Raw genomic sequence first — 12,673 nt, forward strand, 5'->3', positions numbered from 1 at the left:
ATGCCCCCAGCCCGTCATTGCATCGTACCGGTGGCGGACAGCCAGAAACGCCGCTTCACGGCAGACCCTGCCAACAAGGGCAGCTTCATCTCCACTGGCCTGTGGGCGAAGTCCCGCCACCCCAACTACTTCGGCGAGATCCTGCTGTGGATCGGCGTGCTCCTGATCGCCGTGCCGGTGCTGGAGGGATGGCAGTGGGCGGCCCTGCTGTCGCCGGTGTTCGTGGCGCTGCTGCTCGTAAAGGGCAGCGGCGTCCCGCCGCTGGAGAAAAAGGCCGACAAGACGTGGGGCGGCCAGGCGGATTACGAGGCGTACAAGGCGAACACTCCGGTGCTGGTGCCGACGGTCCGGTAGCCGTCTATGGGCGACGGCTATGAGGCGCTATCCGCCAATCTCGGCGTCGGGGTGGTTGTCCCTAAGCCACTCGGTTATCCGACGGGTTCGTCTGCAGATGAAGCCCAGCGTGGCCTCACGGTAGGTCACGTACTCCTCGGTTGTGGCCGGTGTCGCGCGACGCTTGAAGTTGTCGAACGGCAGGTAGAACAGAACCTCGTCGTAGTCGGAGGTCACGAGGTCTTGCAGGTGGAAGAAGTCCACGAACTCCCTGAACCCTTCGCGGTGAGGGGGCTCTCTGGCTCTCCTGCGTAGTGGCGCCGGATGCACTCAAGGGGTGAGGTCCATCCGGTCGGCGATCAACGGCCTGGTCCCTCGTGCCTGGTTGCTGGTGGGGCGGTCCGCCTTCCTGACCGGCCAAATCATCGCACTGCCGATGGTGTACCGAGGGTTGATCCGCGAAGCGGCGAACACGTATGTGAGTGGCCATGATTCTGGAGATGCTTCCGTCCGGCGCATCGCCTCCTTTATCCAGAACGCGGTCGCCTGGCATGCCTGATTCTTTCCCGGCTTGTCTAGGACCAATTACCCCGCCACCGCCGCCTTCGCCTCCTGCTTGGCCTGCATCCACTCGCTCAGCCAGGGGGCCCGGACGCTGGACGTGATGCGGCAGTCGGCCACGAAGGTTCCCTTCGCGCCGGCGTCGATCCAGTCCGTGAGTGCGGAAAGGTCCGTCAGTGAGCGGATGATGGCCGACTCGGCACCGAGCGCGCGGGCGATGCCGCTGAAGTCCACCTCGGGGATCAGCATGGGCTTTTGGGTCAGGCCCTGGGAGCCGTACTGGTGGATTTCGGCTCCGTAGGCGGCGTCGTTGTAGATCACGACGACGGCGCTGCTTGCCGCACCAATGAGCGATTCGAGGTCGGACAGGCCCATCAGGAAGCCGCCGTCACCGGAGGCCAGCACCAGGGTGCGGCCGTCCTCCACTGAGCGGGCTGCCCCGACGGCGCTGGCAAGGCCCAGACCGATGGCCTGGTAGGCGGTCCCCACCATGACCAGGTCCTGGGGCCTCGGGATGCGCCAGTACATGGGTGCCCAGCCGACGAAGTGCCCGCCGTCCTGGACCACCGTGCGGCGCTCCGGCAGCACCGCATCCAGTGCCTTGGCCAGGGAGCGCGGGTCCAGCCGGCCGTCCGCGGTCTCGTCGGAGCCCGGGTGGTGGGCCGGTCCTTCGGCCAGGCGCCTGCGGGCTTCCGCGCGCCAGGCTTCTGCGCGGCTGGCGTCAGTGAGATTGGCGTCCGGCGAGGCCGGGCCATCCAGCATCCTCAGGATGCGTCCCGCAGCAGACTTCACGTCCGCGCTGACGAACGTGTCCACCCGGGGGTGCGTCGGCTGCAGGGCGGCATCGATCTGGATGACGGTGCTGTCCGGGCCGAGCAGGTGCCCGAACCGCATGGTGAAGGGGCTCAGGCTTGCCCCGGCTACGAGGACCACATCGGCCTCACCCATGAGCCCGGCCGCGGTGTCCGTGCCGAAGCCGCCCGCGACGCCGAGGTACCCGTCGCCTTGGAGGAGGTTGAGCGCAAGGGCGGTTCCGGCGGTCAGCGCTCCCAGGCGGTCGGCGAGCTCCCGGAGCTCCGGGCCGGCTCCGGCGAGATGCGCACCACGGCCGGCGAGGATCAGCGGCCGCTTCGCCCCTGCGAGCAGGCGGGCTACCTGCCCAAGGCCGCCGTCGACGTCGTCCGTCACCTGAGGTGCCAACGGCGCCGGAAGTTCCTCGTCCGCAGCCTCGAGGGCCGCGAGGTCGTAGGGGATGGCAATGACGACGGCGGTCCGCTTGGTGAGCGCGTACTCCACCGCCTGCTGTGTGATGGAGCCCGCGGCTTCGCGGGTGACGGTAAAGGTGGCCGCGCCGAGGCCCGCGGCGATGGCCGCCTGGTCCACGTCCTGGGGCCGGGCACCGCTGCTTGGAGCGTCCCCGGTGACCAGCACCACGGGGATCTGCGCCTGGACCGCCTCGGCGAGGGCGGTGAGCGCGTTGGTGTAGCCGGGGCCGTAGGTGGTGGTGCCTGCGGCGAGGCGTCCTGAGGCCCGGTAGTAGGCGTCGGCCGCGGCGATGGCGGCGCCTTCATGGCGGACGGGGGAGAAGCGGAGGCCCAGCTTTTCCGCGGCGTCCAGGAAGTAGACGTTTCCGTTGCCCATGACGCCGAAGACATCGCTGAGATAGCTGCTGAGAACCTGCGCCACGCGGCCGGAGACGGTGAGAGTAGTCATGCAGGAATCTTGTGGCCTGGTTCACAGATAGGCAAGAGGTGCGGATTTGATTGGGATATTTGGCAGAAGTAGGCGGATGCAAGTGAAAATATGCCCACCTGTGGCGTGCATCACCCGCACTCAGGTGGAAGGTCGGGATTCCTGCTCGGAGAGCCGGCTGAGGAGGCCGTCGTAGCGGGGCGGCATGAGTTCCAGCACGGAAATGGCCGTGCTGGTCCGCTGGATCCCCTCGATTTCCAGGATCTGGTTGGTGATGCGGTAGAGATCGGCCGTACTGCGAGCCACCACCTTGGCCATGAGGTCCGCATCCCCGGTGGTGGCGTGCACCTCGATGACTTCCGGAATCGCGGCGAGCCCGTCTTCCACGGCACCTGTCCGGGTCTGGCTGATGGACAGTGAGAGGAAGGCCATGAGGTCATAGCCAAGCGCGGCGGGATCCAGTCTCCTGCTGAAGGAGCGGAGGGCGCCGCTGCGCTCCAGCCGTGCCAGCCGGGCGTGGACCGTGTTCCGTGCGACGCCGAGCGTCCGCGAAAGTGCCAGGGCGCTGGCTTCCGGATCCTTGTCGAGGGCCAGGATGATCCTGCCGTCGAGCGAATCCACGGTGCGGGGGTTCGGGATGGTCATATTTTCACCACAGAGAGTAGAAGTTGAGCAGAAGTCCCAATGGGTTGAGGGTATCTTGCATTGTGGGCCGGGTCACAATCATGATCGTTCCTCATGACCGTGATCAGTTCCTGACCAAACAGGACACCGCCCTTCCCACTCTTCGCGGCGCGGTGGCCGGACTTCCGCGCTACGTCCCGGGCCGGCGCAGCGGCCGCGGCCGTCACTGCCCCGACACAGGTCATTTGCTCTGCGCCCCCCACAATGTCATCGGCCAACTTCGCCGGCGACGGTTTCGCGCCTGGCGGTTTCGCCGGGATCGCCACGGCACTGTTCGTGGTGTCGTTCGCGTTTGGCGGCACCGACACCTCTCTACTGCAGCAGCAGAGACCGTAGTGCAGGCCCGCAGTGTGAATAAAGCGGTCCGCGCGAATCGGGGACAGCCGGGCGATTTGGTGACGGTTGACACACGTCAATGCCGCTGTTTACACTTGTGGAAACGATCTCATGGAAACGATTCCATGGAACGGGAACCGGCAATTATTCACACGAAGGAGTGTCTGCGATGACAAGCGTCACCATTAAGGATGTCGCAGCACTGGCCGGAGTCTCCTTGGCCACGGCATCGCGGGTCCTGTCCGGACACCCCGCCACGTCAACCGAATCCCGGGCAAGGGTTAGTGCCGCCGCTGAGCAACTGGACTTTCGGCCCAACGCCCAGGCCCGGAGCCTGCGCTCGGCCAAGACGAATGTCTTGGGCCTCCTGGTGTCGGACGTGCGGAACCCTTTCTTTGCCGATCTGGCGCATGCGGTGGAACAGGCGGCGCTGAAGACCGGTTACGTAATTCTCCTCGGCAACGCCAATGAACTCGAAGACCAGCAGAACCGGTTCCTGGACACCCTGATAGACCAGCGGGTTGATGGCGTGATCGTGGCGCCGCAGGGTGACGGCAAGGGTTCCATTAGTTCGCTTGTGAACCGCGGGATCCCCACTGTCTTCGTGGACCGAACAGTCGACGGCATTGACGTCCCCAGCGTCACCACGGACAGCCGTCCTGGAATCAGCCAGGCGGTCCGGCACCTCGCGGATCAAGGACACCGGCGGATCGGCTACATCGCCGGACCGCAGTCAATTTCCACTGGTCGGGAGCGTTATGCCGCATTCCTGGGAGCCCTGCTTGAGGCCGGACTGGATCAAGACCCAGCCCTGACGGTTTTCGGCGACTTCCAGCTTGAGAGCGGCGCTGCAGCCACCGAGCGGCTGCTCCAGCTCAAGGACCCGCCCACGGCAATCCTCGCTGCAGACAGTCCCATGGCTGTGGGTGCTGTTGCCAAGCTGCATGAACTTGGTGTCCGGATCGGACCGGACGTGGCCCTGGTGGCCTTCGACAACATCAATTGGTTTGCCCTGCTCAGTCCGGCATTGAGCGTCATAGCGCACAGCGTGGAGGACATGGGCCGGATAGCGGTGGATCTTCTGCTGAAAGTCATCGACGGCGAAGAACCCCTCTCGGTGTCTTTGCCCAGCGAACTCATTATCCGCGAGTCATCCTTGCACCGTCATTCCGATCCAGTGAAAACCCAGAGGAAGAATTGAAATGACCGATCGCTCCTCCGACTCCAACGCCGCAGAGCATCCCGGCGAACCGCTTGTCACGCTGAAGAACATCAGCAAATCCTTTGGCCCCGTCAAGGTGATCAAGGACGTCACCGTTAACGTCTACCCCGGCCAAGTCCAGGTCCTGCTGGGTGAAAACGGTGCGGGAAAGTCAACCCTGATCAAGATCATGGCCGGGGTTTACCAGCCGGACAGCGGTCAGATCCTGATCAACAACGAGCCCGTCACTCTCGCGAACACCCGTGCGGCCGAGGCCCACGGAATCGCCACCATCCACCAGGAACTGAACCTGGTGGGCAGCATGAGCGTTGCTGAAAACATCATGCTGGGACGCACCCCAAAGAAATTCGGGATGGTGGACCGCCGTGAATTGAGGCGCCAGGCCAAGGATGCTTTGGACCGCATTGGACTCCGCGTCGACGTGGACACCCCGGTGGGGGAGCTCGGCATCGCACAGCAGCAGCTGGTGGAAATCGCGAAGGCGCTGAGCATCAACGCCCGGGTGCTGATTCTGGACGAACCCACGGCGGCGCTCACCAAACACGAAACAGAGAACCTGTTCCGTGTGGTGGAGGAACTCCGCGCGGAGCGCGTCGGCATGCTCTTCATCAGCCACCACCTTGAGGAAATCGCCGAAATCGGCGACTCCGTGTGTGTTTTGCGTGATGGTGAGTTCATCGCCGAAGTACCCGGATCCACCCACGAGGACGAACTGGTCCGGCTCATGGTGGGCCGCAGCATCGACGATCAGTTCCCTCGCCGCATCGTCGAGCCAGAAACACCTCAGAAGGTCCTCGAGGTCGAGGGACTGGGGTCCAAGGACCGTTTCAGCAACATTTCCTTCGACGTCAAGGCCGGCGAAATACTGGGCATTGCCGGTCTGGTAGGGGCCGGGCGGACTGAAGTCATCCGTGCCATCGCCGGTGTGGACAGGCACGACGCCGGCAGTGTCACTGTGCGCGGCAAACGGCTGCCCAAGGGCGACGTGGGGGCAGCCATAGCTGCCGGCATCGGGCACGTTCCCGAAGACCGGAAAGTCCAAGGCCTCGTGCTGGACGCCACGGTGAACGAAAATCTGGGTTACGCGACGCTGAAGTCAAGCTCCCGTCTGGGCCTGGCCGACTTCGCCGGTCAACGCCAAAAAGCGGAGGAGATTGCCAAGAAGCTGCGCATCCGCATGCACAACATCGACCAGCCAATCCGATCCCTTTCGGGCGGTAACCAGCAAAAGGCCGTCTTTGGGCGCTGGATCATGGCTGCGTCTTCGGTGCTGCTGCTGGATGAACCCACCCGCGGCGTCGACGTTGGCGCCAAGGTGGAAATTTACGAACTGATGAACCAAATAACTGCCGCCGGCGGCGCCATCGTGATGGTCTCGAGCGAGCTTCCTGAAGTCCTCGGCATGAGCGACCGCATTCTCGTCATGCGCGACGGCGAAGTCGCCGGTGTGCTGTCCGCAGCCGATGCCACCCAGGACGCCGTTATGACCCTGGCAGCCTTGGATATGGATGAAGACCAATGAACGCCCCAAATCCCGAGACGAAGACGTCACAGTCCCCATTGACCCAGACAAGGAACACCAACATGTCCACTGCAACCCTGACCAAGCCACATCAGGGCTTCGATGTCAGAAAGTTCCTGGCGAACAACGGCGCCTTGGTGGGCCTACTGGTCCTGGCTCTGGCGCTGTTCATCATCACCCCCGACTTCCTTACCGGGCCGAACCTGCTCAACATCGGCATCCAGGTCTCCACCGTGGCCATCCTTGCCTTCGGCATGACCTTCGTGATCGTGGCCGGCGGCATTGACCTTTCGGTTGGGTCGGTGGCCGCCCTGAGCGCCATGGTATCCGGCTATATGTTTGTTTCATCCGGGTTGCCCGGGGGCCTGGCCCTGCTGGTCGGCCTGCTGACAGGCCTGGTGGTGGGAACCGTCAACGGTGTTGCCAGCGCCTACGGAAAACTGCACTCCTTCATCGCCACCCTGGCCATGCTCAGCATTGCCCGCGGCCTCACACTGGTCATCTCAGACGGCCGGCCCATCAAGACGGCACCGGAAGTTTCTTTCCTCGGCGGCAACGTCGGCCCTGTCCCCACCCCAATCATCGTCCTGGTCATCGCGGCAGCTGTAGCCTCCTTCATCCTGAACCGGACCGTCATAGGGCGTTCAATGTACGCCGTCGGTGGCAACGCCGAGGCGGCCCGACTCTCAGGACTGCCGGTCAAGCAGATCACCGTCACTGTTTTTGCCCTGGCGGGGCTCTTCGCCGCCCTGGCAGGACTCCTGCTGGCCGGCCGGCTGGACTCCGCCCAGCCCCAGGCTGCGGCCGGCTATGAACTCGACGCGATTGCCGCCGTCGTGATCGGTGGGGCATCCCTGGCGGGCGGCCTCGGCCGGATCTCCGGCACGATCGTCGGTGCGCTGGTACTGGTGGTCATTCGCAACGGCCTGAATCTGCTCAACGTGACCTCCTTCTGGCAGCAAGTGGTGATCGGCGTCGTTATTGCCCTGGCTGTCGGCATGGACGTCCTTCGTCGAAAGACCCGTTCCAGCTAACGCTCCCAACAGATTTTTCAACCCCCGAATCATTTTCCAAACCTCCAAGTCAAAGGACAGAACAATGAAGCTCTCCCTCACCCGCGCCCTCGCACTGACCGCCGTCGGCGGCCTCCTGCTTACCGGAGCCACGGCGTGCAACCGCGGTGGCGATTCTGCCGCAGCCAGCAATCCCAAAGTGGTTCTGGCACTGTCCACCCTGAACAACCCCTTCTTCGTCGAGGTCCGCGACGGCGCCCAGGCCGCCGCCAAGGCCGCAAACATCCAGCTTGAAGTAGTGGACGCGCAGAATGACTCCGCAACGCAGGCCAACCAGCTTGCCAACGCCCAGACGTCGGGCGCCAAGGCCGTGATCGTCAACCCGGTGGATTCTGATGCAGCATCGGCATCAGTGACGGCCTTGACCAAGGCAAACATTCCGGTGGTTGGCGTGGACCGCACGGTCAACAACGCGACCCTTAACTCTCTGGTGGCCAGCGACAACGTTGCCGGCGGCAAGCAGGCCGCGGAGGAACTCGGTGCAGCGCTGGGTAAGCAGGGCACCGTCATCGTGCTGCAAGGCGTTGCCGGAACCTCCGCAAGCCGTGACCGCGGCGCCGGCTTCGCAGAGGGCATGAAGGCCTTCCCCGACATCAAGATTGTCGCCAAGCAGACCGCCAACTTCGATCGGGCAGCCGCATTGGACGTCACTACTAACCTGCTCCAGGCCAACCCCGGTGTCACGGGGGTCTTCGCTGAAAACGACGAAATGGCTTTGGGAGCAGTTCAGGCTTTGGGCGCCAAGGCCGGCAAGGACGTCAAGGTCGTTGGTTTTGATGGAACCACCGATGGGCTTGCCGCCATCAAGGCCGGCACCCTGGTGGCGTCGATCGCGCAGCAGCCGGCAAAGCTGGGTCAGTTTGCTGTCGAGCAGGCCGCGAAGGTTCTCAAGGGCGAAAAGATCGACGCCACGGTCCCAGTCGGCGTCGTGACCGTGAACAAGACCAACGTCGGCGACTTCAGCAAGTGACAGAACAGCAAGGGCCAGGCGGAAAAGTCGCTGTAGTTGGCTCTATTAATCTGGATCAGGTAGTGCGCCTGACGCGTCACCCCTTGCCGGGGGAGACGCTGCTCGGCAGCTCGATCACACTGCTTCCCGGAGGGAAGGGAGCCAACCAGGCCCTTGCTGCGGCTCAATGCGGCGCAACTGTAAGCCTGGTCGGCGCGGTGGGTAACGATCCAAACGCCGCGCTGGCCACGGCACTCCTGGAAACCTCAGGGGTGGACCTCGGTGCCGTCAGGACTGTGGACGGAGCCACGGGCGTGGCTGTCATTTGCGTGGCGGACGGCGGCGAAAACACCATCGTTGTCATCCCGGGGGCCAACTCCTCGGTGGACGCCGAGGCGGTGGAACGGGCTGCCGCCCGAATTGCCGAAGCAGCCGTCGTGGTTCTGCAGGGTGAAATTCCCGCCGAGGGAATTGCGGCGGCGGCCAAACTTGCAACCGGGAGGGTGCTGCTGAACCTAGCCCCAGTGGTTGCCCTGGACCCGGCGGTTATCCGTGCGGCGAGCCCACTGGTGGTCAACGAGCACGAGGGAGTCCTGGTGCTTGCGCAGCTGGAGCCCCTCGCCCCGGTGCCGGCAGATGACGAGGCGCTGGTCGCCTCACTGCGGGCACAGGGGATCCCGTCTGTCGTCCTCACCCGTGGCGCGGACGGCGCCATCTGCTCAGACGGTGAGGGCACTCACCTGGTACCGGCCCCGACGGTCCAAGCAGTGGACACCTCGGGCGCGGGCGATGCCTTCGTCGGTGCCTTGAGCACGCGTCTTGCCGCTGGCGCGTCACTCCTGGAGGCTTCCCGCTATGCGGTCCGGGTAGGCGCATTCGCGGTGCAAGGACACGGAACCCAGCCGTCCTATCCGACCCTGGCCGATGTGCTCCCTGAGGTGAAAGCGTGAAGCGCCACGGAATTCTCAACGCCGAGCTCAACGCTGCCCTGAGCCGGCTGGGCCATGGCGACCTGGTTCTGCTCGCCGATTGCGGCATGCCCGCCCCTCGCGGGGTCCCGGTGGTGGACCTGGCGCTAGTCCAGGGCATACCGCGTTTTGACGAGGTTCTGGCGGCACTAGTCGGGGACCTGGTGTTCGAAAGTGCCACGGTGGCGAAGGAAGGACGCGGCACGGACACTGAAAATTGGGTCGGCAGCCGCATCGGGCAACTGAGCTACGTCAGTCATCAGGAGCTCAAGGACTTGTCCGGGTCGGCCAGACTGTTCATTCGGACAGGGGAAGCTACGCCCTATGCCAATGCGCTGTTGACCTGCGGGGTGCCTTTCTAGCCATCCCGGGGAACGTCTGCAACCCGAAGGGACGGCGGGCGACGCCGAGCGTCCGCGAGAGTGCCAGGGCGCTGGCTTCGGGATCCTTGTCGAGGGCCAGGATGATCCTGCCGTCGAGGGAATCCACGGTGCGGGGGTTCGGGATGGTCATATTTTCACCACAGAGAGTAGGAGTTGAGCAGAAGTCCCAATGGGTTGAGCCTATCTTGCATTGTGGGCCGGATCACAACCATGATCAGTGCTCATGACCCGTGATCAGTTCCTGACCGCACCGGACACCGCGCTCCCCACCCTTCGCGGCGCGGTGGCCGGCCTCCCGCCCTACGTCCCGGGCCGGCGCAGCGCCGGCACGGACATCGCAGCCCTCGCCAGCAACGAAAGCCACTACGAGCCACTGCCCGCTGCCGCCGCTGCGGTGGCCGCAGCGGCCGGTACGATGAACCGCTATCCTGACTCGGCCGCCGTCGAACTCCGCGAACGGATTGCCCGGCACCTGGGCGTCACGGCCGGAGAGGTGGCGGTGGGACCCGGCAGCGTGGGCGTCCTCCAGCAGATCATCACCGGACTGTGCGACGCCGGGGATGAAGTGATCTTCGCGTGGCGCTCGTTCGAGGCCTACCCCATCCTGGTTGAGCTTGCAGGCGCCCTGCCGGTCCGCATCCCGCTGGACGGCGCTGAGGGCCACGACCTCGATGCCATGGCTGCGGCCGTCACCCCGCGCACGAAGGTCATCCTGCTCTGCACCCCTAACAATCCCACCGGCGTGCCGATCGGCCATGAACGCATCGAGGCCTTCCTGCAATCCGTGCGCTCCGACATCCTCGTGGTGATCGACGAGGCCTATGTGGAATACGCCGAACCGGGCAGCGGTCCCGATTCCCTGGCGCTCTACCGCCAGTACCCGAACGTGTGCATCCTGCGCACCTTCTCGAAGGCGTACGGGCTCGCCGGCCTGCGCGTGGGGTATGCCGTGGCGGCGCCGGCCATCGCCGAGGGACTACGTCGGACCGCCCTGCCTTTCTCGGTGAGCGCGCTGGCGCAGAAGGCGGCCATCGCGTCGCTGGACGCCGGGGAGGAGATGGAAGCGCGGGTCGACGGCGTCAGGAAGGAGCGCGCCCGGATGGCCGCGCAGCTGGAAGCCCAGGGCTGGAAACTGCAGCCGAGCCAGGGCAACTTCCTGTGGATCCGTGCGGACGAGCATCTCCAGGCGAGGCTGGTGGACGCGTTCGACCGCGCGGGCATCCTGGTCCGGGCGTACCAGGGCGACGGCGTGCGGATCACCGTTGCCGCCCCCGCCTCCAACGACCGTGTGCTCCGGCTCCTGGAAGCCCACGCGGCCTCAACAATCGACTGACCTGAAACCCCAACCCGTTCCACCTACAACCAGAGGACTCCCCATGGAACAACAGACAAAGACGTCTGGCCGCGCCCTCGGCGCCGCACTCAAACCCCGTCAGCTCACCATGATGGGGCTCGGAAGCGCCATCGGCGCGGGCCTCTTCATCGGCTCCGGCGCCGGCATCCAGGCCGCCGGCCCGGCCGTACTGATCTCCTACCTCGTGGCCGGCACCCTCATCATCCTGGTGATGTGGGCCCTCGGCGAGATGGCCGCCGCCAATCCGGACAGCGGCGCCTTCTCCGTCTACACCGCAAAGGCCTACGGGCCGGTGGCCGGCGCCACCGTGGGCTGGCTCTGGTGGCTGCAGCTCGTGGTGGTGATCGCGGCCGAGGCGCTCGGCGCGGCAGGCCTGCTGGCCACCATCTTCCCGGCCCTGCCGGTGTGGCTGATGGCCTTCGTGTTCATCGTGGTGCTCACCGCAGTGAACCTCACCAGCGTGAAGAACTTCGGCGAGTTCGAGTTCTGGTTCGCACTGCTCAAGGTGGTAGCCATCGTCGGGTTCCTCCTGGTGGGCGCTGCGCTGCTCTTCGGCTGGCTGCCGGGCGTGCAGTCGCCGGGCCTGTCCAACTTCACCGGTGCCGGATTCGCACCCAGTGGTTTCGCCGGCATTGCAACGGCACTGTTCGTCGTGGCGTTCGCGTTCGGCGGCACCGAGATCGTGTCTGTGGCGGCAGCTGAGACCGCGGAGCCTGCCCGCAGTGTGAAGACGGCAGTCCGGACGGTGCTGTGGCGCATCCTCATCTTCTATATCGGTGCGATCTTCATCATCGCGGCTGTTGTTCCCGTGGGATCGGCGGGGTTGAAGAGCCCGTTCGCCGCCGTGCTGGACGCCGCCGGCATGCCCGGCGCAGCGACTGCCATCACCCTGGTGGCCGTGGCAGCGCTGCTCTCCGCCCTCAACGCCAACCTCTATGGCGCCTCACGGATGGCATTCTCCCTCGCTGAGCGGGGCGAAGCGCCGCGCCTGCTTGCTTCCGTGTCCAAGGCCCGTGTCCCGGTTGTCGCAGTCCTGGCCAGCGTTGCTTTCGGCGTTGTTACGGTTGTGCTGGAGTTGGCTTTCCCTGAGAAGGTGCTTCCCGTCCTGCTCAACATTGTGGGTTCGACCTGTCTGCTGGTATGGACGTCCGCGCTCCTGGCCCAGCTCGCGCTGCGCCTCCGGGCCGACCGCGAGGGAACGGCGCTTCCCCTGCGGATGCCCGGCTTCCCGTGGCTCACTTGCTTTGGCCTGCTCATTCTCGCGGCGATCTTCACGGTGGGCTTCATCGGCGAGGATTCACGCCCCCAGCTCCTGAGCACCTTCGGACTCGTTGCGCTTCTGGCGGTGGCCAACTGGCTTCATCACCGTTCGGGCAAGGTTTCTGGTCGCGTTGAATCTTCGGACGAAGCCAAGCAGCCGGTGCTCATCGACTGAATGGGCGCTGTAAACCCACTCCGCGGGTTCGGTGCAGGGAGGGCGCGTCCGGCTTTGGCCGGGCGCGCCCTCCGCTCTGCATGCTGCTTTCACGGCGACGGGGTGGCTGCGCCGGCTGCTCCCGCTGTCGTTCTCCGTGAGGCGTGATTTCTGGAATGCAT

General features: G+C 65.0%; 11 protein-coding genes and 3 pseudogenes. 10 read left to right on the plus strand and 4 right to left on the minus strand.

Translation table 11 applies throughout. The annotated features are described in order from the left end of the window. Positions 1-30: 30 nt before the first annotated feature. Positions 31-354: pseudogene (locus tag ASG77_RS15215) on the plus strand (DUF1295 domain-containing protein); the annotation flags it as partial. Positions 355-381: 27 nt separating this feature from the next. On the opposite strand, the pseudogene ASG77_RS23060 reads toward ASG77_RS15215, so the two are convergent. The 3 genes and pseudogenes from ASG77_RS23060 to ASG77_RS15235 all read right to left on the minus strand — a co-directional run bounded on the left by ASG77_RS23060 (position 382) and on the right by ASG77_RS15235 (position 3,231). Beyond that, positions 382-852: pseudogene (locus ASG77_RS23060) on the minus strand (DUF6994 family protein). Between the two features lie 66 nt (positions 853-918). Further along, the gene (locus tag ASG77_RS15230) at positions 919-2,607 is read right to left on the minus strand and encodes a thiamine pyrophosphate-binding protein (protein ID WP_056346959.1); all 1,689 of its coding nucleotides are present in this window, start codon (positions 2,605-2,607) and stop codon (positions 919-921) included. A gap of 120 nt (positions 2,608-2,727) precedes the next feature. Beyond that, a complete protein-coding gene (locus ASG77_RS15235; protein WP_056346961.1) occupies positions 2,728-3,231 on the minus strand; it encodes an Lrp/AsnC family transcriptional regulator in 504 nt (167 codons plus the stop codon). 243 nt (positions 3,232-3,474) lie between these two features. Between ASG77_RS15235 and ASG77_RS21990 the strand changes: the two genes are divergently transcribed. The 7 genes from ASG77_RS21990 to rbsD all read left to right on the plus strand — a co-directional run bounded on the left by ASG77_RS21990 (position 3,475) and on the right by rbsD (position 9,702). Continuing rightward, the gene (locus ASG77_RS21990; protein ID WP_442854250.1) at positions 3,475-3,606 is read left to right on the plus strand and encodes a hypothetical protein; all 132 of its coding nucleotides are present in this window, start codon (positions 3,475-3,477) and stop codon (positions 3,604-3,606) included. A gap of 169 nt (positions 3,607-3,775) precedes the next feature. Beyond that, on the plus strand, positions 3,776-4,807 hold the full coding sequence (locus tag ASG77_RS15240) for a LacI family DNA-binding transcriptional regulator (RefSeq protein ID WP_056346963.1): 1,032 nt from the start codon (positions 3,776-3,778) through the stop codon (positions 4,805-4,807). 1 nt (position 4,808) lies between these two features. Beyond that, positions 4,809-6,350 carry a sugar ABC transporter ATP-binding protein gene (locus ASG77_RS15245; protein WP_056346965.1) on the plus strand — a complete coding sequence of 514 codons (1,542 nt, stop codon included), beginning with the start codon at positions 4,809-4,811 and terminating at the stop codon, positions 6,348-6,350. A gap of 62 nt (positions 6,351-6,412) precedes the next feature. Next, positions 6,413-7,384 carry an ABC transporter permease gene (locus ASG77_RS15250; RefSeq protein ID WP_056346968.1) on the plus strand — a complete coding sequence of 324 codons (972 nt, stop codon included), beginning with the start codon at positions 6,413-6,415 and terminating at the stop codon, positions 7,382-7,384. Between the two features lie 64 nt (positions 7,385-7,448). Next, complete coding sequence (locus ASG77_RS15255; RefSeq protein WP_056346969.1) at positions 7,449-8,393, plus strand: substrate-binding domain-containing protein; 945 nt, start codon at positions 7,449-7,451, stop codon at positions 8,391-8,393. Beyond that, positions 8,390-9,322, plus strand: a complete 933-nt coding sequence (locus tag ASG77_RS15260; RefSeq protein WP_056346971.1) for a ribokinase — start codon at positions 8,390-8,392, stop codon at positions 9,320-9,322. Before ASG77_RS15255 ends, ASG77_RS15260 begins: the two co-directional genes overlap by 4 nt. Continuing rightward, positions 9,319-9,702: a D-ribose pyranase gene (gene rbsD, locus ASG77_RS15265; protein ID WP_056346973.1), complete on the plus strand. Its 384-nt coding sequence runs from the start codon at positions 9,319-9,321 to the stop codon at positions 9,700-9,702. Before ASG77_RS15260 ends, rbsD begins: the two co-directional genes overlap by 4 nt. 34 nt (positions 9,703-9,736) lie before the next feature. Here the strand turns inward: rbsD and ASG77_RS21995 are convergent. After that, positions 9,737-9,853 (minus strand): annotated as a pseudogene (locus tag ASG77_RS21995) (Lrp/AsnC family transcriptional regulator); the annotation flags it as partial. 93 nt (positions 9,854-9,946) lie between these two features. Here ASG77_RS21995 and hisC point away from each other — a divergent pair. Both hisC and ASG77_RS15275 read left to right on the plus strand, forming a co-directional pair. Then, positions 9,947-11,056: a histidinol-phosphate transaminase gene (gene hisC, locus ASG77_RS15270; protein WP_056346976.1), complete on the plus strand. Its 1,110-nt coding sequence runs from the start codon at positions 9,947-9,949 to the stop codon at positions 11,054-11,056. 43 nt (positions 11,057-11,099) lie between these two features. Further along, positions 11,100-12,512, plus strand: a complete 1,413-nt coding sequence (locus ASG77_RS15275; protein ID WP_056346978.1) for an amino acid permease — start codon at positions 11,100-11,102, stop codon at positions 12,510-12,512. The last annotated feature ends 161 nt before the right edge of the window (positions 12,513-12,673 follow it).

The organism is Arthrobacter sp. Soil762, from assembly GCF_001428335.1.
Taxonomy (GTDB): domain Bacteria; phylum Actinomycetota; class Actinomycetes; order Actinomycetales; family Micrococcaceae; genus Arthrobacter.

Coding starts and splice junctions, on each gene's coding strand:
- ASG77_RS15240 (WP_056346963.1), top strand. CDS start 3,776: ATGACAAGCGTCACCATTAAGGATGTCGCAGCACTGGCCGGAGTCTCC.
- hisC (WP_056346976.1), top strand. CDS start 9,947: ATGACCCGTGATCAGTTCCTGACCGCACCGGACACCGCGCTCCCCACC.
- ASG77_RS21990 (WP_442854250.1), top strand. CDS start 3,475: ATGTCATCGGCCAACTTCGCCGGCGACGGTTTCGCGCCTGGCGGTTTC.
- ASG77_RS15230 (WP_056346959.1), bottom strand. CDS start 2,607: ATGACTACTCTCACCGTCTCCGGCCGCGTGGCGCAGGTTCTCAGCAGC.
- ASG77_RS15245 (WP_056346965.1), top strand. CDS start 4,809: ATGACCGATCGCTCCTCCGACTCCAACGCCGCAGAGCATCCCGGCGAA.
- ASG77_RS15235 (WP_056346961.1), bottom strand. CDS start 3,231: ATGACCATCCCGAACCCCCGCACCGTGGATTCGCTCGACGGCAGGATC.
- ASG77_RS15275 (WP_056346978.1), top strand. CDS start 11,100: ATGGAACAACAGACAAAGACGTCTGGCCGCGCCCTCGGCGCCGCACTC.
- ASG77_RS15255 (WP_056346969.1), top strand. CDS start 7,449: ATGAAGCTCTCCCTCACCCGCGCCCTCGCACTGACCGCCGTCGGCGGC.
- ASG77_RS15250 (WP_056346968.1), top strand. CDS start 6,413: ATGTCCACTGCAACCCTGACCAAGCCACATCAGGGCTTCGATGTCAGA.